Here is a 23,702-nt window from a genome sequence, read left to right on the forward strand (position 1 = left end):
TGTCAGATTATAGCAAAATGCAAGCCCTTTTTCATATTTTAACTTTATCATCAATTATATTTTGGCGGTGTACTAACCTCATTTTTTATAGTTATACTCGTAAATTCACCAATATCTTCAACTGTCTCTACATTTACTTTAACACGAACCAAATTTTTTTCGGGCATTTGTAAGACTTCAATATTCCTTGATAATACATGTGCTGTTTCAGGAATCAAGGATTGTAATGATGTAAAAGCCCTAGACTTACTTTGTTCTTTCGCTTCCTCTATACCTATTTCAATCCTCTTTTCATCAAGTTCATAATATGTACTTATAGTAGATTCGACAATTATATCGTGATTCCTCCACCAAAAAAGCTTTTTCTTAAAGGTATCTACTTCCACCAAATCACCTGGTTTTACTGCAACTTTTTTCAATTGGAATTCCTGTTGTCCAACTCTTAAGTCAACACCAATTTCCTGGCGTCCTGTCCTTTCATGAACAGTTGTTAACAATTCAGATTCTCCATAACTTTCATACCAAACCCGCGCTTTAATAATACCCTTGGCTCTAATTTTTTGCTGAGGTGGGTTTATCGTAGTAGAATCCACCATCGCTCCCTCATAGCTAACTCCTTTAATCAGTACATCTCCTTTTTTCACTGTATCACCTTTTTTAACAACACTCTGTCCAGATAAGGCAATAATTTCTGTAATAACGCCATCTTTTACTGCCACAATATCGGCTGGCTCTTTATCTTGAGGTTTGGAAATTGTTTTCTCCACAATTTCTACGACTGCATGTATACCAGTGAAACGAATTCCGACCCAAGCAACCTCCGGCAATGTGATTGCTACTTGATTTTCAATGTTTTTTACAGGAATATCACTTTTAAGCATACCTGGTCTTAACCCATTTTCCGCTATAAGATTTCTAATTTGCTGAGCAGGTATCGCTTTATTACCTATAATATCGATAAACCAGATGTAAGATACCAAAGTATTAAGTACACATAAAAATAGAATTAGACCAATTACCATCATTTTACGTTTTTTTATTTTCTTTATCACAAATGGAAATCCATAATACTTTACTACTTTAATGTGATTCTTACTATTACGTACGATAGGTCTAATGGAAAAAAAATCTGAAAGACTCATACAAACAAAAAGTCCTTCATTTTTCTTAGTAAGGCCCCATAGAAAGATATTTTTCATTACACACAAATTAATAAACTTCTCAGGCATAGACCCACTAACCTTTATTTTAACAGTACCATGAATGTAATGGGACATATTACGTATCATACTTGACTTCCTCCACAGTACCTTCAACCAATATTTGTTCCACCTGTAAATTACCAAGTGTTAGTTCTTTACCGCAGATGATGAGTTCACCCTGTTCTAATTTTATACGTACCAACGAAGGAGTATACTCAATAATTCCTTTATGATTTTCCAATAGTAACTGTTTGTTACCCAACATCGTAATGCGGGGCAAATCCAGCACAATATCCTGAGGAATTTCTAATATGCCAGCTAAACGTTGTAAATGCCTATTTCTACGATACTGCACAACAACCCCCTCCCTCTATATAAATATATATGCTTAAAACCAACATGTAGTACAAAAGGCTAAAACAACACCAAATAGCACAGGCAAATAAGAAAATACTTTGACCTAAAAAATATAAAACATAGAAAGGAACACAAAGACGCAAAGTACACAAAGGGGTCTATTTATAACCTATTTTGTGTACTCCTTTGTGTGCCGCATCAGCGGCATTGCGCTTTTGTGGTTCATATCATCTTATATTTTTTTGCCTACAAAACTTATAATTCTATATTATAAGAAAAAGCGTGGATATTTTCCACGCTTATACAATGGGCAATGCTGGTATATAGTCAGCATATCGCTGTTGCAAGAAATTTTCATATTTATGAACTTTTACAGGGGCTGCAAAGCGCATATAGTTGGTTGCTACTATCATTTCACCACAATCTAAATTTTTTATTTCATTACGCTGCTGCAATATATCTTTACGACACATTGCTTCTATCTTGCTGCGATCAGCCTTAGAAGCCAAGCCAAGAATGAAGAGTGTATTTAACTGAGATAATACTTTATCTGCCAGCAAACGAGGCTGTTGATCCACTACGCACATTCCCAAATTAAATTTTCGTGCCTCGCTCACCAAACGAGAGAATACGTTGCTACTGCTATTTTCTTTTTTACCTAAAAATCGATGAGCTTCTTCCAACACAATTAACACTGGCTTTATTTGGTTACGTTCTTCTTCCGTTTTGCCAGCATAATTATTTAAAAGTTTTTTAGATAATAAAGTGGATAAGGCTTGCTCCCCTACGGGTGAAATATTCTTCAACTCTACAAGTACAACCTTGCCCTGTTCTAATTCATTGATAATTTGAGAAATGACTGTAGCTTCTTCCTGCTTTACATGCAACTCCTGCTCTAAGTTCCAACAAATGCTTTTTATTTTCCCGATGGTTCGAGAATGAAATTTTTGCCCTGTGCATCCAGCCAATTCATCGATTATATCTTTTGTATCGTATTGCAGAACATAGCGCATCCAATCTTCTTTCCATACAGATGACAATTTGTAAATTGCATCCATCTGAGGTTCTGTGAAGGTAGCGCAAGCAGTAATATCTTCTGGACCAACTTCCGAGAAATTAACTTCGATCGTTTTTCCATACTGTTTATCATCTGTATGATACACACATAAACGCTCCCTTGACATTGGATGAGAGGATAAGTCTTTAAAATATTCATTATGCACATCAAAAATTAGCAAACCATAATTTCCACTATCAATTACGGAACTTGCGAGCACTTTTACTACATTACTTTTTCCTGAGCCCGTAGTCCCAAATATACCAATATGCTCCGTTATGGATTTAGCACCATAAATTCCAACAGGCATGGTCAATACGCCTCGCCCGCTTTTCAAGAATCCAATTTCTAAATCACCTTTAATTTCAGAAAGCAAACTTGAATCTTGAGCATTTAACGTCCTCACTTGACAAAAAAAATCTGGGCATGTTTTAGGATTTAATAGTTGCCCTTTATCATCAACATAGCACAATTGTTCTGCCATACCAATTTTTACAGTATGGTTACCACCCATATAAAAATCTAATTCTTCTTGATTTTCTACCTGACCATTCTCATCCAGTTTACTCATTAAGTAACCTACACCATTTAAACCTGACCAGCGTGACTTCACCTTAAAATCATGAGCCCTGATATAAAACCGATCACTATTGTTGCCCTCTACTACTAAAATATCACCAAAGTCAACATCTTGGTTAGGTGCGACCACAAATTCGATTGATGTGCCTTTTGCATAGGTTAATCTTCCTTTATACTCTGTCTCCACAGATGTTCACGCCCCTTTCTACTATTTATATGAATTATTGTTAAACTTCTCCTTATGTCTTATAAAAACAGTCACCCTTACATATGTATGTTGTACAAAATAGCAAAAAAAATAACAGGGGTTATTTTCCCTGTTATTTTTCTCTAAATCTAGAAATTTTATGGTATTTTTTTTTTGCAATGGAATACAATGATTATCCTTATTTCATCCCTCTTACAAAGGGACGATATGCACGGGGAGGCTGAAGAATTTCTGCAAAAATTACTCCATTGACTACTACATTTTCCGTTAGTTTACCTTGCCACGGCAATGTTTCCTCTTCAATAGCATGGATACTTTCTATTTGAGAGGTAATTGCCAATGGCAAATTTGCGCTATAATCCTTTGTCTCCCCTGTACTTTCTTCTGGAATAAATTCAATTTCAGGAATGATCACCTGCTCCGGCACATGCGTCGTTTGTGTCTGATTCTTCGCTATAAATCTGCGCCACACGGCTGGTACTAAGTACACCATAGCAACTAATAATAAAGGTACTAAATCATCCATAGTATCACCTATTTCCTTGGTTCTTCAGGTCTATTAGAAGACGGCGCTGCTGGACCCGCTTTACTTATAGTCTCCCGCATTTGCGTATCTGCCATAATATTATTCATATTATAATAATCCATGACTCCAATACGTCCTTCGGTTAAGGCTACTGAAAGGGCATGAGGAACTTCTGCCTGCGCTTCTACAACCTTAGCTTGCATTTCCTGTGTATATGCCTTCATCTCCTGCTCTTGAGCAACAGCCATGGCTCTTCGTTCTTCTGCTTTTGCCTGAGCAATACGTTTTTCAGCTTCTGCCTGATCTGTCATTAGTTCCGCACCAATATTACGTCCCACATCCACATCCGCAATATCAATCGACAATATTTCAAATGCCGTTCCTGCATCAAGACCTTTTGATAACACAGTACGAGAGATGTGATCTGGATTTGCCAATACATCCTTATGATCAACGGACGAACCGACTGTAGTAATGATTCCCTCACCAACTCTGGCTAAAACAGTAGCTTCACCAGCACCGCCAACCAAACGATCAATATTCGCTCTTACCGTTACGCGAGCCTTTACTTTAAGCTCAATCCCATTCTTTGCTACAGCAGCTACAACCGGTGTTTCAATAACTTTAGGATTAACACTCATTTGGACGGCTTCTAAAACATTTCTACCTGCTAAATCAATAGCAGCAGCCCTGGCAAAAGGCAAAGGAATTTCTGCTCGGTGGGCAGCAATTAAAGCATCTACCACACGATCCACATTCCCTCCTGCTAAATAATGAGCTTCCAATTGATTTACATTTACCTCAAGTCCTGCTTTATTTGCTTTAATTAAAGGTAATACGATATTAGAAGGAGGCACTCGTCTAAGTCTCATTCCAACTAACGTAAAGATACCTACACGCACTCCAGCGGCAATGGCTGAAATCCATAGTCCAAGGGGTACAAAATGCAAAAAGATCGCAATACCTACTACCACCAGCAACACTAAAAACAAAGGTCCTATTACACTGAAAATCCCCATTATTATTACCTCCTACTCCATTTTAAATACGCTTCACTACAATCCGGTTACCGTTACTGCTCACCACCTTTACTCGTACATCTGGCTCAATATATTGACCTTCTGATACTACATCCAACTGAACACCATCAAAATCAGCTACACCTGATGGTCTTAACAAAGTAAGAACAACACCTTCTCTCCCTATATAAACACTATAATCATGACTACTACTAAAGCCTGCTTCTTTTGTCTCTGAATCCTTTAAAATCAATTTAGCCCATAATTTACTTGAGGGCAAATACTTAAGTATTAATAGAAAACCAGCAATTGCCATAAATAAGCTAATGGACAATAAACTAAGAGCTGTTACATTGCCACCTAGAGTAAGGAACAAGCTCACCAAAATACAACCAACACCACTAATACCCCAAAAGCCAAAACCTGGTACAAACAATTCTATTAGGATCAGTAAAATACCACTAGCAAATAAAATAAGCTCAAACCATCCTGCTAGACCAGTCAGCCATTGACTGCCAAAAAATAACATTGCCGCTAATAAACCAATGAATGCTGCTACTCCCATACCGGCAGTTTTAATTTCTGTAAATACAGCTAGAAAGATAACGGAGACTAAAAATGACTTTACTGCCGGGTCAGAAAACCATCCTGCTATTTTTTCGGGCCAACCAAGATGATATTCGATCATCTCATGATCGGTTAATCCGTAGTGGGCCAATACATCTTTTCTATCAGCCGCTAATATTTCAGCATAGCCTACCTCTTTTGCCTGATAATCAGTAAGAGCTAGGATTTGCCCTGGCTCAGCATATCCGGGAAAACCTACTGTTTTATCCACCATCGCTTCCGCAGCTTTAACATTGCGTCCACTTTTATTTGCAGTCGCGGCAAATTCAGCCTTTAATGCGGCAATGGTTTTCTCCGTGGTCGGTATCGGTTCCGCTGCGCCAATACTGCCGCCTGGTGCAATGGCAATGTGCTTATGAGCAATGGCAATTAAGGCTCCAGCCGACCAAGCTCGATTCTTAATATAACAAATCGTTGTAATTGGGGTCTGACTAATCATATCACGAATTTTAACAGCAGAGTCAACCAAACCACCAAAAGTATCCATTTCAATGATTATAGCAGCAGCATTGTTTTTTTCAGCCTCAAGTACGGCTCGATTTACTAATGCAGCTTGGCTACCGTCAATCTCACCTTTAACATTTATAAGTACTACCTGCTGAGCATTAGCCACTATCGGCTCATAGACACATGCCAGCATACTAATAAATATACATGCAACAACTATTCTTAATATGATTTTCATCTATTATTCCTCCTTTACTTTTATTTTATTTTTTTACAGCAAACATCTTGACTTGTCGAAGTTTGTATGTTAATGTCTAAATTGTAAGGAATAAGTGACATAATTTACGCACTCTAATTATACTACATATTTGTATCACATGTTCTACTATTCATATTTAAAATGCCAATTATCGCAACATTGTTATTACTTTCATTTTTATAAGTAATCTCTACGATATATAACTATTTTCTACTACTTTCTATTATAACTCTTTAATCACTATTGTATTATTAACCGTATTTATTGTTTTGTATCTATAATTATTTTTGTAATAGCTAAAATAATAACCTTTATGTTTCACTTACAATTACATTTAAAAATAAGACAAGCTTTCTGCTTGTCTTATTTTTTATCACATCATGAAGCAATTCCCAAAGCCCTTCTTCTAGAGATAATGGTTACAAGAACTCATTTTCTAGTAACAGGGCTATTTTTGTTATACATTTACCCTGAAAAATTAAAATCTGGTACTTATTAAGAAATAAGTACCAGATTAACTCATTGACTTAGCATCTCACGTACTATGGTATTAACTAGTTTACCATCAGCACGTCCTTTGACCTTCGGCATTAGGACAGCCATTACTTTGCCCATTTCTTTAGGACTAACCGCTTTGGATTCTGCCACAGCCTGCTCCACTAAAGTACGAACTTCGGTTTCACTAAGTTGCTCCGGTAAATACTTCATCAAAACTTCAATTTCCTGTTCAAGATTTTCAACTAAATCTAAACGATTGCCTTTCGTGAACTCTTCAATTGAATCGCGACGCATCTTTACTTCTTTGGAAACAACACCTAAAACCTCATCGTCAGAAAGCTCTTGTTTACTGTCTATCTCGACATTCTTTATGTTAGCACGTACCATGCGAATAACAGAAAGGCGCAATTTACCTGACTCTTTATCCTTCATAGCCTGCTTCATATCTTCTGTCAATCTTTCTTTTAAAGACATATAAAAACCTCCGAAACTTAGAAACTCTAATTAAAACTTGCGTTTACGCGCTGCTTCGGATTTTTTCTTGCGCTTTACGCTAGGTTTTTCATAATGTTCGCGCTTTCTTATTTCAGCAAGAGTGCCGGCTTTTTGACAAGTACGTTTAAATCTGCGGAGTGCACTATCAATTGTTTCATTTTTTCCTACTTTAACTTCTGACATCTGATATCCCTCCCTCCACTGAACCGATATGGGGAAGTGTATTTGTTCTACATACACCTAGAAATTATACACGATATAGGTAAGCATTGTCAATATCAACCTGGTGGCCAAGTCATAAATCTACCACCAAGTACATGCCAATGCAAATGATGAACCGTTTGTCCACCATTATCTTTCGTATTTACAACCAGTCGAAATCCATCTTCCTCAATTCCTAACTGAGAAGCAAGCTGGGAAATGGTAAATACGATATGACCTACTAGTGATGCATCTTCAGGCGCTAGTTCTAGGAGATTAGCAATATGCTTTTTGGGAATTACTAACACATGGACAGGGGCAACTGGATTTATATCAGGAAAAACGATCATATGCTCGTCCTCATATAAAACAGTTACAGGAATCTCCTTGGCTGCAATCTTACAAAAAATACATTCCTGCGGCATACTACAACACCTCCCTTCTCTTTTTACTACCCAAATAGCACAACTATAAAGACCAAATATTGGTTAATCTTTATTACTAGTATAATTCATACACATATTCTATCTGAGTCTTTAAAATTATTCTGCTTTTTTCTCGGATATCCTGCCGCCAATGACTTCTTTTTGCAAATTTAATCTACTATTTTTCCCCATACTCCATCACGATATGGTTTTTCCAATAACACCTGATACGATTTTCCTTGCATATTTTGATTGCCATTCGTATAAACACGAATATAGTTTCCAGTTAAACCATCGATAATATTCGCATTTTTTTGATTTTCCATCTCAAATAAAACAGTGAACTGCCGATTAAGAAAACGCTGCAGAAATTCATCCGCTTTTTTTTCTGCTAATTCCTGCATAATTTGTACTCGTCGTTTTTTTTCTTCTTCTGGTATTTGCCCAGAATATTCAGCAGCAGGCGTACCACTACGCCGTGAGTAAGGAAAAATATGCATGCGAGAAAAATTCATCTTTTCTACAAAGGTTAATGCATTATTAAACATCTCTAGCGTTTCACCGGGGAAACCGACAATAATATCCGTAGAAATAGCAATATCTTCAACTTTATTTCTAATATTAGTAATAAGCTGTTGGTATTCATCTAGGGTATAATGCCTGTTCATAGCTTTCAAAATAGCAGCATCACCGGCTTGCAAAGGTAAGTGCAGATGACTGCATAGCCTATCATCCTGCTTCATAAGGGCAATTAATTCATCTGATATTTCAATAGACTCCAAAGAACCTAAACGAAGACGAACAAGACCTTTTATACTTAGGATTGATCTTACAGCATCTGCCAGCGTAATCTTATCTTCAACATCATGACCATATGCTCCTAGATGAATTCCTGTTAATACAATTTCTTTAAAGCCTGCGGCAATCAGTTTTTCGATTTCTTGAATGATACTCGCCAAAGAACGGGATCTTAAAGGCCCACGGGCATATGGAATAATACAATAAGTGCAAAAATTAGTACAACCTTCCTGGATTTTCAGAAAAGCTCGTGTACGCCCAGGGGCTTCAAATAAAGGAATATCTTCAAAATGCTCTGCATTCATAATATTGGTCACAACATTTACTGGACTCATGCAATGAGCAGCTTGCTCTACTAAATCCACTATACGTTTACGATCTTGTGTACCAACAATTACTTTTACGCCTTCTATCGCTTCAATTTCTTTCGGTGAGATTTGGGCATAACATCCAGCTACAGCTACAACTGCCTCAGGATTAAGGCGTATCGCCCGCCTAATAATTTGCCGAGATTTTTTTTCACCCAAATGGGTAACAGAGCAAGTATTAATAACATAAACATCAGCAACTTGATCAAAAGGAACCTTTTCATAGCCCCGCTGCTTAAATAACCCTTCCATAACTTCTGTTTCAAACTGATTCACTTTACATCCTAATGTAGTAAACGCAACTTGCGGCACACTTAGCCCCCCATATCACCATATTCATACATAATCATAGCCACAGCAGCTAAGGATGCAGTTTCTGTACGTAAAATGCGCGGTCCCATAGTAACAACCAAAGCTCCATGTTTTTGAGAAATAATAACTTCCTGATCACTAAATCCGCCCTCTGGTCCAATTAACAAAAGATAGGCTTTTGCCGGATTTTCTGCTAAAACTTGTTTTAAACCCTTTTCAGTTTGTCCCTCATATAACATAATAATAACTACCTCATCCGAAATATGGGAAAACAATTCTGCCAAGCCTTGAATAGGTTCCACAGAAGGCACAAAGCTACGTCCACACTGTTTTGCTGCCTCTACAGAAATTTTCTGCCAGCGCTCGCCTCGGGATTTTTTTTTAGCATTATCATACTGTACCACTGAATGATCCATTTGTATGGGAAATACGGCTGATACCCCTAACTCTACTGCTTTTTGAATAATATAGTCCATTTTATCACTTTTCGGCAATCCTTGAGCTAAATAAACTTGTATAGGTGCTTCTTTCTCTTCCTCTAGAGTCCCCTGTAGGAGCAGCCTAACTTTATCGACAGCAATCTCTATTATTTGGGCTGTGCCCGCTTGTCCATCAGGAGGTATCACTATAATCTTATCGCCAACTTGCAGTCTAAGTACTTTACTAATATGATGCGCATCTTGTCCAGCAATAAACATTTCTTCAGATAAAGATGTCTTAATAAAAAACCGACGCAAGTTATCGGCCCCCTTTGCGTGCTATAATCGCAACCCAGCCGCCTTCTTCAATGACTTTTTCTACTATCAGATTATACTCTATCATAGCAGCAGCAACATCACTAAGCCGTTCCGCGATAATGCCGCTGGCAATAAAGATTCCTTCGTCTTTCAAACGTACTGGTATATCCACCAATAACTTAATAACTACATCTGCGATAATATTTGCAATCACAATATCAGCTTGACCAGTGACACCTGTCAATAAGTCGCCTTGACCTACCTGTACTATATTCTCTACCTGATTGATAGCAACATTTTCTTTGGCAACTCGAACTGCACCATGATCTAAGTCTACTGCTTGTACACTAGCAGCACCGAGTTTAGCCGCAGCTATGGATAATATGCCCGACCCTGTACCAACATCAAAAATAAGATCACCGGCTTTTACCGTTTCTTCCAATGCTCGGCAGCACATAGCTGTTGTCTGGTGAGTACCCGTACCAAAGGCCATGCCAGGATCGAGTTCAATAACTAAATCGTTAGCAGTAGCTACATACTCTTCCCAAGAAGGTTTTATTACAATATATTGACCTACTTTTATCGGGTGAAAAAACGCTTTCCACGAGGATGCCCAATCTTCTTCCTGCACCTCTCGGCACTGCATTTCTCCTCTACCTTTATCCATGCCACGGGAAGAAATCTGCTGAAACTCTTCTTCAAAACTCCGCAACTTATCATCTAACTGATGATCAACAGGTAAGTATGCTTTAACCGTTACCACTTCCGTATTACTTTCCTGAAGAATATCCGAATAGTCCCATACACCTGAAGCAAGGTATGAATTCACAAGCTCGGGGTCTTCAATAACCACACCACTCGATCCTAATTCATGAAAAATATTAGCCACCGTTTCAGCAGCCTCATGTGTCGTCAGAATGCTTATTTCAGCCCATTTCATACCAATCGCCCCTTTTCTTCTCTAATAAGAAAAACGTTAACATATTTCTTAAAACAGATAACATGAATCGAACCCCAAAGACGCAAAGGACACAAAGGATTTTATTTATATTTTTTTGTGCACGCCTTTGTGTGCCGCATCAGCGGCATTGTGCCTTTGTGGTTCATAAAATCTCATCTTTTTACCACCTATAAAACTTATACTTACCAAAAAGCCCGGTTAGTTACAAAGGGTATTTTAAACCACCAATGCACAATCACTGTTGTGCATTGGTGGTTTATTAAACCTACTTATACCCCAAACACATCCTTTACTTTCTTGAAAAAATTCTTTTGTTCAGGATTAATATTTTCACCGCTCGCTTTTGCAAATTCTTGTAAAAGCTCACGCTGTTTTTCATTTAATTTTTGCGGTGTCAACACTTTCACTCTTACATGCTGGTCACCACGTCCATTACCTCTTAAGTGAGGAATACCTTTTTCCCGTAACCGGAAAATCGTCCCAGACTGTGTGCCCTCTGTAACCTTTAATTTTACTTTACCATCTAAAGTAGGAACCTCAATTTCATCTCCTAATGTAGCTTGAACGAAACTGATTGGTACTTCACATATAACCTCACTGCCTTCACGAGTAAATAGCTTATGAGATTTTACAAAGATATAAACATATAAATCCCCTGGAGGACCGCCACGCATACCCGCTTCTCCTTCATGGCTGACACGAAGTCTTGACCCATTATCAACACCTGCAGGTATCTTCACTTTAATCTTGCGTTTTACGCGGGTTTTACCTTGTCCGTGGCATTCTTTACAAGGTGTTTGTACAATTTTTCCTTCTCCATGGCAACGATCACAAGTCCTCGTATTAACCATTCGGCCAAAAGGTGTATTCTGCGCCACTTGAATCTGCCCTGTCCCTTTACACTGGCTGCAAGTCTCAGCATGAGTTCCTGGCGCGGCTCCTGATCCACTACATTTTTGACAATCTTCTGTTCTTGGGATTTGGATTTCCATCTCTACGCCAAACGCAGCCTGTTCAAAAGTAATTTCCATGTCATAACGCAAATCTGATCCTTTTTCAGGTCCTGGCTGTCTTCCGCCAAAACCAGATTGCCCACCAAAGAACATATCAAATATATCATTAAATCCACCGCTGCTACCGCCGCCAAATCCACCAAAACCACCGCCGCCGCCATTGCCATCAAAAGCAGCATGACCAAATTGATCGTATTGCGCCCGACGCTCACTATTTGACAAAACCTCATATGCTTCATTGACTTCTTTAAATTGCTCTTCGGCTTCTTTTGTCTTATCGCGATTTACGTCAGGATGGTACTTACGGGCCATTTTACGAAATGCTTTTTTTATTTCATCATCAGACGCACCTTTGTTGACGCCCAATACTTCATAGTAGTCGCGTTTACTCACATTACACCATCCTAAAACTTATATTTAATAGAAAAACAGTTGAACCACCAAAACACAATGCCATAAAAGCCCCATGTGTTTTAGCGGTTATTTCCTGTTACCAATTATATAGTATTTGGCAGGGAAAGCAAATATCCCTGCCAAACATAAGTCAACTTACTTGATTCAATGACTAAACCTTCTTATAACAACTATCCTATTTTTTGTCTTCATCTACTACTTTATACTCAGCATCAACCACTTTTTCTTCAGTGCCTGCACCAGGCGCTTGTTCAGCAGTAGCCTCTTGCTCTTTATTATAAACTGCAGATGTCATTTCATACAATGGCTTTGTTAATTCTTCTGTATCTGCTTTAATTTTTTCGGTATCAGTACCTTTAAGGCTTTCTTTTAATGCGTCAGCAGCTTTTTGTACTTTTTCAAGCAATTCCTTATCTTCGACTTTATCACCCATGTCTTTGATTGTCTTTTCAGCTTGGTATACCAAGGAATCGGCATTGTTACGAACTTCTACTTCGTCCTTACGAGCCTTATCTTCCGCTGCATGTGCTTCTGCTTCTTTTACCATACGATCAATATCATCTTTACTCATGCCGCCGGAAGAAGTGATGGTAATTTTTTGTTCTTTACCAGTACCCAAATCTTTAGCTGATACATGAACAATGCCGTTAGCGTCAATGTCAAAGGAAACTTCAATACGAGGTACGCCACGTTGTGCAGGTGGAATATCTTTTAGTTCAAAACGTCCTAATGTTTTATTATAAGCAGCCATTTCTCTTTCACCTTGCAGAACATGAATATCTACAGATGGTTGATTATCAGCCGCAGTAGAGAACACTTGGCTTTTTGATGTAGGGATAGTGGTATTACGTTCAATAATTTTAGTGTATACTCCACCTAATGTTTCAATTCCCAATGATAATGGAGTTACATCAAGTAAAAGAACATCTTTAACTTCTCCTACTAATACACCAGCTTGAATCGCAGCACCTACCGCTACACACTCATCAGGATTTACACCACGATGCGGTTCTTTGCCCAGGAAGCCTTTGATAGCTTCTTGCACTGCAGGAATACGAGTAGAACCACCCACCAAAATTACTTTTTCAATATCCTTAGGTGACAAGCCCGCATCGCTCATTGCCTGACGAGTTGGACCCATAGTAGATTCAACCAAATCAGCAGTTAGTTCATCAAATTTAGCTCTTGTTAAGTTCACTTCTAAATGTTTAGGACCAGTTTGATCCGCAGTAATAAATGGTAAATTAATATTAGTTGTCAATACACCAGAAAGTTCAATTTTTGCTTTTTCAGCAGCTTCACGCAGGCGTTGTTCTGCCATACGATCTTTTGATAAATCAATACCATTTTCTTTTTTGAACTCTGCAACTAACCATTTCATAACACGTTCATCGAAGTCATCTCCGCCTAAACGATTATTACCATTGGTAGCCTTTACCTCAAACACACCTTCGCCAAGTTCTAAGATAGATACGTCAAAAGTACCACCACCTAAGTCAAAAACCAATACCGTATGATCGTTGCCTTTATCAATACCATAAGCTAAAGCTGCAGCTGTTGGTTCATTGATAATACGAAGTACTTCTAAACCTGCAATGGTTCCAGCATCTTTTGTTGCTTGACGTTGACTATCATTATAATAAGCAGGTACAGTAATAACAGCTTGCGTAACAGTTTGACCCAAATAAGCTTCTGCATCTGTTTTTAATTTTTGCAAAATCATTGCAGAAATTTCTTGAGGAGTATAAGACTTATCATCAATTTTCACTTTATGATCAGTACCCATATGTCTTTTAATGGAACTAATCGTACGTTCAGGATTGGACACAGCTTGGCGCTTTGCCAATTGACCAACCAAACGCTCATCATTTTTAGAAAAACCTACTACGGAAGGAGTAATTCTGTTTCCTTCAGCATTTGCAATAACAACTGGCTCTCCACCTTCCATTACTGCCACACATGAATTTGTAGTACCAAGATCTATACCAATTACTTTTGCCATTGTTTTATTCCTCCTTGAAATATGTAAAATTTTATTTTTAAAATGAAGTTTTTTTAAGTAACTTCTAATTACTTACAACCTTGACCATACTGGGTCTAATAACCTTACCTTTTACGGAATATCCTTTTTGCAGCTCTTCTACAATTATACCGTCTGGCTGATCAGCATCCTCCACTCTCATTACAGCTTCATGCTCTTGAGGGTTAAAGGTTTTGCCAACTGCCTCTACATTCATCAGTCCATTTTTTTCCAACCCCTGCATTAATTGGCGGTAAATCATTTCTACTCCTGACAGCATTTTATTCGCATCCTGAGTAGCAACACTGCATAAGGCTCTCTCGAAATTATCAATAATAGGCAGTAATTCTAAAATAAGATTTTGTGCTACGATATTTGATAGCTCTTCTTTTTCCTGACGAGTACGTCTTCGAAAATTATCAAAATCAGCCTGTAATCGTTTATAGCGGTCATTACTCTCTTCTAACAGACGCTCTTTATCTGCAAGTTCCGTCTGCATTTTAGTATTTTCTATCTCATCTAAAACTTCTATCGTTTCATCAGGTGCAACACATCGATCCTCAATTATTTCTTCTACTTCTTCTTTTGTTTCGTTCAAATAAATCACCCCATCTTAAAATATACGAACTTCTGCTGCCAATTTTAGTGGCCTTATGCTATTCTTCTTTTTTCTTAATAATCGTATCAATGCGTAAAATAGCAATAGCAACTTCTCCCGCCGCCTTCACGGCATGTAATTTCACCGTTGTAGGATCCACTACGCCAAGAGTCATCATATCAACCACTTCACCAGTATCGCAATCAATGCCTAAAGAATCTTTATTTTGATTGGCATGGGCTGCAATGACATCCTCCACCTTTTCCAAAGGATTATAGCCAGCATTTTCTACAATTTGTGCTAACGGTCTGCGTAATGCATGTATTACACAATCTACCCCATAAGCCGCCATACCTTTAACTGCATCCCTAGTCTTAGCAATGTCACGGCTAATAGCAATTTCAATAGACCCGCCACCAGGCACATAACCACCCTTAACAGCAGCTTGCACACTAGAGGCTGCATCTTTGGCAATACGTTGCCGTTCACCAACCACTTCTTTGGTAGCTGCCCCCACTAAAATGGTAGCCATAGGCTTGCCAGCACCACCCAACATACGAATATGCTTCAATTTTTCATCTTCATACACTTTTGTCGCCAAACCCAAAGAGCTAGTAATGTTCGCAATATCTTTCTTAAGACCTGTGCGTTTAATCATACGCGCTCCTACATGATCCGCGGCACGGCGCAGTTCCTCTGGCACCACTCGCTGAATTACCATAATACCAGCATCTGTCAGTATTTCTTCTGCACTATCATGGACACCCCGATCTACCAATACTACCTTAACACCAAGTTCTACAATTTTATGTACATTGGTCTTAAACTCATTTTGCAATTCCAGATACCGCTTAAAACCAGCTTCTGTACTTAACGCCTCATCACCAATTTCTTCAGGCTCTAAGGCATCATCAATGACCAATACTTTTACTTGACTACTCTCTACAGGCATATCTTGATTTAATCGCTGTTTATCAACGATAACGCCCATAAAGACCTCGTTCTCAGCGCCTTCCTGAGAGAAAATAATCTCTGACAGTTTAAAACTGGACTCACGTAATTTTTCAATACCGATAAGCCCTGCAGCCTTAATAACCAATTGAGCAATATCACTATATTCGCGGCCAGCAATCATAGCAATACGGTGTAGGATGGGATCTTGTATATCAAAAATATGTTTTGCTCGATCCTTAATCTGCTCTAATGCCAGCGTCACACCATGTCTGATTCCCTCGATGACACGGGCAATGGGCACACCTCTTATGACTTGATTTACGCCTTCTCCTACCAAACCACCAGCCATAATAGTTGCAGTTGTTGTGCCATCTCCAATTTCAGCTTGCTGGGCTCTGGCAACATTGATCAGCATTCTGGCTGCCGGGTGATCTACATCCATTTTATCTAAAATAGTAACGCCATCATTTGTAATTATGACTTCACCGGAAGAACCCAATAACATGGTATCTAGCCCCTTAGGACCAATAGTGCCCTCAACAGCTGACGTAACCACTCTGATGGCATTCCCATTTGTCATTAGTGCCGCTAACTTTTCATCTACTTCAGAACCACTATTAGCTTGCTTTAGCTTCATCCCTGGTTCCTCCCAAATTACAGTTCTATTATATGTATAATAGAGCCAGTAATACCCTTTACTATAGAAGGAAGAGTATTACCACTCTATATTTTATACTTCTTAAGTACTTCTCCTAAATGATTATGCATAAACTCTAAAACTGACATGACCTTGCCATAATCCATCCTGGTCGGACCTAATACAGCTACCGTTCCCACTACTTGACCATCAATACGATAAGTAGCCTGCACCATACTGCAGTCTTGAATTCCGCTATATTTATTTTCATCGCCAATAGTAACAATAACACCATCATTTTTTTGTTTTTGCAAAATATTCGCCAGCAAATGTTCTTCTTCCAGCATATCTAAAAAAGATTTTACTTTTTCGATATTTTTAAATTCTGGCTGACTTAATAATTGCGTGGTGCCACCAAGATACAATCGCTCATTCTTTTCCACAACCAATGCCTGTTTTAGTATCCCTAATGCAGTTTCAAACAAGTCCACATCAATTAGCATTTCATTTTGAATTTCTCGCAGAATGGATAATTCGATATTCTCAAAGGATAATCCTGATAAACGTCTATTAATGTGTTCTGCAATACGCTGCAAATCATTAAATGAAAGCCCTGTCGGTATATCAATCACCTTGTTTTCTACAAATCCTGTATCTGTCACGACAACTAAAATTGTGCGGCAGTCATCAAAAGGTAGAAATTTTAGATACTTAAAGGCACATTGGGTTACTTGCGGCACTAAAACTAATGAAATATTACTTGTTATTTTGGATAATATCTTTGCAGTTTCCTGAAAAACCTCTTCAACATGACGAGTTTTCTCCTGATACCAATTTTTAATTAACGCAATTTCCCTTTCAGACATTTGCGTTGGTGATAATAAAGAATCTACATAAAAGCGATACCCTTTTGCAGAAGGAATTCTCCCTGATGAAGTATGAAGCTGCTCAATATAACCCAATAGTTCAAGATCAGCCATTTCATTACGAATGGTTGCAGGGCTAACCCCTAAATCATGTTTGCGGGCAATAGTTCGTGAGCCAATAGGCTCTGCGGTGGAAATATAATCATCAACAATCGCTTGAAGAATACTACGTTTTCTCTTATCTAGCATACGAGTTCCACCTCCTATTGTTAGCACTCGACCTTGTAGAGTGCTAACACCTACTAAAAAAATACCACTCCTGCGCCCGAATGTCAAGATATAATAATTGATTTATCCAGGTAAAAATGCACGAAATACAACATTTCCATACTTCATGCCTAAAACAGTAAGATTTATCTGATTCTCTTTTACAGCAATCAACTTTTTTTGAAGTAGTTCTGACACAATTTCTCCATACTCCAAATAAAATCCACGGTTGAAATATTCCTGAAATTCTAAAATAGATAAACCCTGTACCGTCCGCAAGGCTAAAAAAATATATTCTGCCATAGCGATCGCACTGCTAGGATTTTCTCGAAATTCAATTGGCAGCTTACCTTTTTTCACACAATCTATATATTGGGATACATCAGTTATGTTACTAAGCCGCTCTTTCTGGAAAAAGGAATGAGCCGCGGCTCCCACCCCTGCATAAGGATGATATTTCCAATATTTAAAATTATGACGACATTCATACCCGACTTTAGAAAAATTAGATATTTCATAGCGCCTAAAGCCATGCTGAGGTAAATATTCAGTTGTAAAGGTATACATCTCTTCATCATCATCTTCTTCTGGCAATATAAGTGTTCCTAACTGATCCATAGCAGCAAAAGGTGTCCCTTCTTCTACTTTCAATCCATAAGCCGAGATATGAGTAACATCAAGTTTGATTGCCTCTTGGATACTAACCTTTAAATCCTTACAGGATTGACCTGGCAATCCATACATCAAGTCAAGATTAATATTACTAAAACCTGCATCTTGCGCTTCCTTTACTGATCTTACAGCCTGCTCAGCACTATGTATCCTGCCAATTGACTTTAATAATGCATCGGAAAAAGTTTGCACACCAAAGCTAATCCGGTTGACACCACCTGATTTTAAGGCTAATAATTTCTCTTGATTCGTTGTGCCGGGATTGGCTTCTACGCTAATTTCTGCAGCTTCGTCAATGGAAAAACTTTCATGCACTTTAGTTAAGATGGTTTTTAAAGCATCTGCGGGTAAAAGAGTCGGTGTTCCGCCGCCAATATAGATTGTATCAATCAAGGTGCCAGATAAAACACCGCCCCAGCCAGAAATTTCCTGGCATAAGGCGGCAACATAAGGCTGATATAGATGGGTAAGATTATCATAGGAAGGAAAATCGCAATATAAACATTTTTGCTGACAAAAAGGAATATGAATGTATAAACCCGTCTTCATTTCATCACCTTAATCAATCTTTAATATAGCCATAAAGGCTTCTTGCGGTACTTCTACATTACCTACCTGCTTCATGCGTTTTTTACCTTCTTTTTGTTTTTCTAAAAGTTTACGTTTACGGCTAATATCGCCGCCGTAGCATTTCGCTAAAACATCTTTACGCATGGCTCTTACTGTTTCACGAGCAATTACTTTATTGCCAATCGCAGCTTGAATGGGAATTTCAAACATTTGTCTGGGAATGATTCCTCTTAACTTTTCGACCAAAATTCGTCCTCGATAGGTTGCTTTATCACGATGTACAATAATTGACAAAGCATCCACAGGTTCTGTATTTAGTAAAATATCTAATTTTACAAGCTTAGATTCTCGGTAACCCAACAATTCATAATCTAAGGATGCATAGCCTCTTGTAGCCGATTTTAGACGGTCAAAATAATCATAAATGATTTCACTCAAAGGCAATTCATATGTCAGCATCACTCTAGTCACATCTAAATACTTCATATCTTTAAATTCGCCACGTTTTTCTTGTGATAGTTCCATGACCACACCTACATAGTCATTAGGCACTATAACCATTGCCTTAACATATGGTTCCTCAATATGCTCAATTTCCTGAGGTGTTGGTAATTTAGAAGGGTTTTCAATTTCAAAGATTTCTCCATCTGTCTTGAAGACTTTATAAATAACACTTGGTGCTGTTGTAATTAAGGTAATATTATACTCTCGTTCTAATCGCTCTTGAATCACTTCCATATGTAATAGCCCTAAGAATCCACAACGAAAACCAAAACCTAAAGCGCTAGAAGTCTCTGGTTCAAAGACCAAGGATGCATCATTCAGCTTTAATTTTTCCAAAGCATCTCGCAAAAGATCATATTCAGAACTGTCTACTGGATACAAGCCACAATATACCATGGGCGTAACTTTACGATAGCCTGACAGTGCCTCGGCAACGGGACGGTCGGCATCTGTAATCGTATCGCCAACACGAACATCTTTTACATTTTTAATACTCCCAGCTACAAACCCCACATGGCCAGGTGCAAGTTCACTGACATTAGTCATAGCAGGTCTAAAGACGCCTACTTCAGTTACTTCTACAATTTTATTTGTAGCCATCATCTTCATTTTCATACCCGGCTTAATAATACCATTGATTACTCTTACATAGGCAATAACACCTTTATAGGCATCAAAGTGAGAGTCAAAAATAAGTGCACATAATGGTTCTTCAACGGTACCTTTAGGAGGTGGAATTTTCTTCACAATTGCTTCTAGTACCTCTTCAATGCCAATACCCGATTTAGCACTAGTTAGCACAGCCTCTGAAGTATCCAGACCAATTACATCTTCTACTTCTTGTTTTACTCTTTCTGGATCAGCACTTGGCAGGTCTATTTTATTAATAACTGTAATGATTTCTAAATCATTGTCTAAAGCTAAATACACATTTGCCAAGGTTTGGGCTTCAATCCCCTGGGCAGCATCTACAATCAAGAGTGCTCCTTCGCAAGCTGCCAAACTACGTGATACCTCATAGGTAAAGTCAACGTGTCCTGGTGTATCGATAAGATTTAACATGTAAGTCTCGCCATCTTTAGCCGTATATTCCAGCCTTACAGATTGGGCTTTTATTGTAATACCACGTTCTCGTTCCAGATCCATATTATCCAAAACCTGAGCTTCCATCTGCCGGGAAGATAGGGTGCCTGTATACTCAATCAGGCGATCAGCAAGGGTGGATTTTCCATGATCTATATGAGCAATTATCGAGAAATTGCGGATATTATTCGTCTTCATATAGGCCTCCTCTCGAAATCAATAGCATAATTACTGCTATTGATTATAACACCTGGAACCTAACACCTGCAAGTATTACCTAAATTGCCGTAAATAAACATTTGTGATTTCCCATCCTTGTCTTAGATACTTTTCCAAATGCTTCATTTTTGAAGTCAGCCAAGCCAGCTCTTTGCGGCAATCAATATATAAATACTTAGGAACCGTCCAGCTAATCAAAGGAGTCTTAATACTTACACTAGCATCCTGATTCTTAATTTCAGCGATTGCATACACTGCACTGATACTGCAGCCAGAGCCTAATACTTCCATAGTATAAACACCCTCGTGATTGCGGCTTATATCAAAAATACGTACAAATTCCTGCCGCTGTGTTAACGTATTTAATTGTTGTTCTGCTACAGATAACCCTAGGGCTATAACTACAACTAAAATCATTAAACCACGAACAATCATTAAAACATCCCTATAAGCTAAGGAGCAAAACACATCCTCACCTCTTAATATAAAATATACATCTACATTCTTTATTGTATATTATTTTCATTAATAATCTCAGCTAATACATCACCGAACATTTCCATGGCGCGCTGCGCTTCTTCTTTTGTATTCTCCTGGCACCCTACCTCAAGCAATAAAGCCCGTGGATGAAGATGTTGATTATATCGCCAATTTTCCATTTGAATTCCAAAAGAAAGACCTGGAAAACGCTGATTTAATTTAGCATCAATTAACTTAGCAAAAGCATGATTCTGCTGCCAATGAGGCTGAACTAAATCCTGCTGCCCTATGCAAACTAGTATTTTAATTTTCGCAACTTCTACACCATTTACCATCGCGGTGTGACTTTCTTTGTTACCAGCATCACGATGAATGTCAAAAAACATCTGAATTGATGGGTTCTCAGCTATCATTTTTCTTACTGTAACCTCTGAAGCATCATAAGCTTTCATAAAGCTTGGATAATCATTAACAGTAGTATTTTGCAGCGTAGAAATACCATAAGTACCTAATTGCTTGGCTAGTGCTCCCCCTACATCTACAATATCGCCTAGCTGCCCTCCAGGTTTATGAGTAGCACCCGTATTAGGAACATAGGATTCTGCTGTATGTGTATAATAAAGACCAACCAAAGGCTTGCCGCTTGGTACCGTTTCTTTTTTTTCAAACTTAGGAAAGTTGGGCAAGGTCATAGCACTCACCGTTTGAGGTAAAGATTTAACCTTTGTCAACAAGGGAATTTCAACCTGCAATATAGAACGTATATCAGCAATATCCACGCCAATTAAAAACCGCATCGTCTCTCTTAGCAGCTGCTGTACATTCTGCTCATTTTTTACAATTACTACTGGTCTAGGCTCTGTAGTACGAATCAAACCGGGAATGCCTGAAAATAATATATCACGCCATTGAGGCAATCCATATTGTTCTTGTCGCAAGGAACCATTTGTACTTGCTGGGATAACATCTTGAGATTTATCTAAACCTTGCCACATTACTACGCTTAAGAAAAGCAGAGCAAGTATTGCAAATCCTATTTTTTTATGCCGATACCTTGCCTGGTGACGTGCACGCCTTGTTAACATCCTTTCCTCCCTTGACATCTGCGCTAAGAAATAAGGCACAGGTTGTCACACTTTTTTGTTTACATACAATGTATATGCTTGGGAGGAAAGGGATAGTACTGAAATACGCTTAGAGATCCATAGGAGGAATAAAGCTTTTTTCTACCAGTGTTACATTTTATTAATGCAAATAAGCATGTATATTTTCGTAATCAATATGAGGGTGCATGGCTTGATTAATTCCCCCAGCGACAGCTACCGCAATATCGTCAATAAAACGATCTACCTCTTTGGGAGTTACCATCAAATCACCCAATACCTCTGGTAATACTTGACGCAATATCGTATGACGGTCCGCATCGGATAAATTCTCCATGCTTTTAAAGTAGCGAGCGAATGGCGCATGCTCTTGCAAGATATTAATCGTATCCATGGCAATGGTAGAAGCATGAACAACGGTCGGTACGCCAATAGCAATTACAGGCACTCCTAAGGATTCCTGGGTCAAACCAAATCGTTTATTGCCTACACCAGAACCAGGACTGATACCTGTATTGGCTAATTGTACGGTGGTAATCACTCTACGGCTAGAAGCTGCAGCTAGGGCATCAATAGCAATAACAAGATCTGGTTTTATTTTACTAACCAATCCCTGTACAATCTCTACAGTCTCCATACCAGTAATCCCTAAAACACCTGGTGCAATGGCACAAATTGACCGTACTCCTCCCTTGAGCTCAGGGGATAAGATTTCCTGCAAATGTCGTGTTACTACAATTTTGTCAATAGCCCGCGGACCTAAAGCATCAGGAGTAATATTACGATTGCCTAAACCAATTACTAAGACTGTTGCTTTTTTGGATAGTTCCGCCATACCTACCAACTCATCTGCTAATAGTTTCATTATTTTTTCTTGCAGAGGAGTATTCTTATAACGGAGTCCCTGAGCTTCTATCGTGACATAAGTTCCCTGTTTCTTTCCCATGATCTTTTCCGCTTCCGGTGTAGTAATATCAACTTTAGTAAGAACAACCTCTTCATCTTCTGATGTTTCCACCAAAACTCCTGGAATATCTTCATTCACTTGTTTGGTTAATAATTCTCTTGCTTCTAATGCTAAATCAGTACGAGAAGTACCTGTAAAATGCTCCACTTTTATCCACTCCTTAGGTCTAAAATCAAAATTATTTTGCCCTAAAATGTTACTAGCTATGCAATTAACACATCCCGTAATAAAAGTATCTTCCTATAAGTATGCAAACCAT

General features: G+C 38.4%; 22 protein-coding genes. All 22 read right to left on the reverse strand.

All coding sequences use genetic code 11. From position 1 onward, the window contains the following. Positions 1 to 50 precede the first annotated feature (50 nt). The 22 genes from yqfD to gpr all read right to left on the reverse strand — a co-directional run bounded on the left by yqfD (position 51) and on the right by gpr (position 23,590). Entirely contained in the window at positions 51 to 1,289 is a 1,239-nt protein-coding gene (yqfD, locus tag LMF89_RS13490) for a sporulation protein YqfD (protein ID WP_229535552.1), read from the reverse strand. Beyond that, the gene (gene yqfC / locus LMF89_RS13495) at positions 1,279 to 1,557 is read right to left on the reverse strand and encodes a sporulation protein YqfC (RefSeq protein ID WP_007936567.1); all 279 of its coding nucleotides are present in this window, start codon (positions 1,555 to 1,557) and stop codon (positions 1,279 to 1,281) included. The genes yqfD and yqfC overlap by 11 nt, the downstream gene beginning before the upstream one ends. A 301-nt stretch (positions 1,558 to 1,858) precedes the next feature. Next, a complete protein-coding gene (locus tag LMF89_RS13500; RefSeq protein WP_229535553.1) occupies positions 1,859 to 3,382 on the reverse strand; it encodes an ATP-binding protein in 1,524 nt (507 codons plus the stop codon). A 199-nt stretch (positions 3,383 to 3,581) separates the two neighbouring features. Further along, positions 3,582 to 3,929, reverse strand: coding sequence for a hypothetical protein (locus LMF89_RS13505; RefSeq protein WP_229535554.1), 348 nt, complete (start codon positions 3,927 to 3,929; stop codon positions 3,582 to 3,584). An 8-nt stretch (positions 3,930 to 3,937) separates the two neighbouring features. Beyond that, positions 3,938 to 4,948: a flotillin-like protein FloA gene (gene floA / locus LMF89_RS13510; RefSeq protein WP_255711332.1), complete on the reverse strand. Its 1,011-nt coding sequence runs from the start codon at positions 4,946 to 4,948 to the stop codon at positions 3,938 to 3,940. A 22-nt stretch (positions 4,949 to 4,970) separates the two neighbouring features. Then, positions 4,971 to 6,260 (reverse strand): NfeD family protein, encoded by a 1,290-nt coding sequence (locus tag LMF89_RS13515; RefSeq protein ID WP_229535555.1) that lies wholly within the window; start codon positions 6,258 to 6,260, stop codon positions 4,971 to 4,973. A gap of 540 nt (positions 6,261 to 6,800) precedes the next feature. Next, the gene (locus LMF89_RS13520) at positions 6,801 to 7,253 is read right to left on the reverse strand and encodes a GatB/YqeY domain-containing protein (RefSeq protein ID WP_229535556.1); all 453 of its coding nucleotides are present in this window, start codon (positions 7,251 to 7,253) and stop codon (positions 6,801 to 6,803) included. A gap of 30 nt (positions 7,254 to 7,283) precedes the next feature. After that, positions 7,284 to 7,457: a 30S ribosomal protein S21 gene (gene rpsU / locus LMF89_RS13525; protein ID WP_007936555.1), complete on the reverse strand. Its 174-nt coding sequence runs from the start codon at positions 7,455 to 7,457 to the stop codon at positions 7,284 to 7,286. Positions 7,458 to 7,552: 95 nt separating this feature from the next. Further along, on the reverse strand, positions 7,553 to 7,900 hold the full coding sequence (locus LMF89_RS13530) for a histidine triad nucleotide-binding protein (RefSeq protein ID WP_007954357.1): 348 nt from the start codon (positions 7,898 to 7,900) through the stop codon (positions 7,553 to 7,555). 170 nt (positions 7,901 to 8,070) lie between these two features. Further along, the gene (mtaB, locus tag LMF89_RS13535; RefSeq protein ID WP_229535557.1) at positions 8,071 to 9,378 is read right to left on the reverse strand and encodes a tRNA (N(6)-L-threonylcarbamoyladenosine(37)-C(2))-methylthiotransferase MtaB; all 1,308 of its coding nucleotides are present in this window, start codon (positions 9,376 to 9,378) and stop codon (positions 8,071 to 8,073) included. A gap of 2 nt (positions 9,379 to 9,380) precedes the next feature. Further along, positions 9,381 to 10,115, reverse strand: coding sequence for a 16S rRNA (uracil(1498)-N(3))-methyltransferase (locus tag LMF89_RS13540; RefSeq protein ID WP_229535558.1), 735 nt, complete (start codon positions 10,113 to 10,115; stop codon positions 9,381 to 9,383). 1 nt (position 10,116) lies between these two features. Continuing rightward, on the reverse strand, positions 10,117 to 11,055 hold the full coding sequence (gene prmA, locus LMF89_RS13545; protein WP_007954361.1) for a 50S ribosomal protein L11 methyltransferase: 939 nt from the start codon (positions 11,053 to 11,055) through the stop codon (positions 10,117 to 10,119). Positions 11,056 to 11,345: 290 nt separating this feature from the next. Then, positions 11,346 to 12,482 carry a molecular chaperone DnaJ gene (gene dnaJ, locus LMF89_RS13550; protein WP_229535559.1) on the reverse strand — a complete coding sequence of 379 codons (1,137 nt, stop codon included), beginning with the start codon at positions 12,480 to 12,482 and terminating at the stop codon, positions 11,346 to 11,348. A gap of 196 nt (positions 12,483 to 12,678) precedes the next feature. Next, entirely contained in the window at positions 12,679 to 14,505 is a 1,827-nt protein-coding gene (dnaK, locus tag LMF89_RS13555) for a molecular chaperone DnaK (protein ID WP_229535560.1), read from the reverse strand. Between the two features lie 64 nt (positions 14,506 to 14,569). Further along, positions 14,570 to 15,130: a nucleotide exchange factor GrpE gene (gene grpE / locus LMF89_RS13560; protein WP_007954364.1), complete on the reverse strand. Its 561-nt coding sequence runs from the start codon at positions 15,128 to 15,130 to the stop codon at positions 14,570 to 14,572. Between the two features lie 49 nt (positions 15,131 to 15,179). Further along, entirely contained in the window at positions 15,180 to 16,712 is a 1,533-nt protein-coding gene (locus LMF89_RS13565) for a TCP-1/cpn60 chaperonin family protein (RefSeq protein WP_007954366.1), read from the reverse strand. 86 nt (positions 16,713 to 16,798) lie between these two features. Further along, the gene (hrcA, locus tag LMF89_RS13570) at positions 16,799 to 17,827 is read right to left on the reverse strand and encodes a heat-inducible transcriptional repressor HrcA (RefSeq protein ID WP_007954368.1); all 1,029 of its coding nucleotides are present in this window, start codon (positions 17,825 to 17,827) and stop codon (positions 16,799 to 16,801) included. A gap of 102 nt (positions 17,828 to 17,929) precedes the next feature. Then, complete coding sequence (gene hemW / locus LMF89_RS13575) at positions 17,930 to 19,066, reverse strand: radical SAM family heme chaperone HemW (protein WP_229535561.1); 1,137 nt, start codon at positions 19,064 to 19,066, stop codon at positions 17,930 to 17,932. A 9-nt stretch (positions 19,067 to 19,075) separates the two neighbouring features. Beyond that, complete coding sequence (gene lepA, locus LMF89_RS13580) at positions 19,076 to 20,872, reverse strand: translation elongation factor 4 (RefSeq protein ID WP_229535562.1); 1,797 nt, start codon at positions 20,870 to 20,872, stop codon at positions 19,076 to 19,078. Positions 20,873 to 20,947: 75 nt separating this feature from the next. Continuing rightward, complete coding sequence (locus tag LMF89_RS13585; RefSeq protein ID WP_007954378.1) at positions 20,948 to 21,361, reverse strand: hypothetical protein; 414 nt, start codon at positions 21,359 to 21,361, stop codon at positions 20,948 to 20,950. Positions 21,362 to 21,399: 38 nt separating this feature from the next. Then, the gene (spoIIP, locus tag LMF89_RS13590; RefSeq protein WP_229535563.1) at positions 21,400 to 22,458 is read right to left on the reverse strand and encodes a stage II sporulation protein P; all 1,059 of its coding nucleotides are present in this window, start codon (positions 22,456 to 22,458) and stop codon (positions 21,400 to 21,402) included. 160 nt (positions 22,459 to 22,618) lie between these two features. Next, positions 22,619 to 23,590 carry a GPR endopeptidase gene (gene gpr, locus LMF89_RS13595; protein ID WP_229535564.1) on the reverse strand — a complete coding sequence of 324 codons (972 nt, stop codon included), beginning with the start codon at positions 23,588 to 23,590 and terminating at the stop codon, positions 22,619 to 22,621. Positions 23,591 to 23,702 lie beyond the last annotated feature (112 nt).

The organism is Pelosinus baikalensis (genome assembly GCF_020819555.1).
Lineage (GTDB): Bacteria > Bacillota > Negativicutes > DSM-13327 > DSM-13327 > Pelosinus > Pelosinus baikalensis.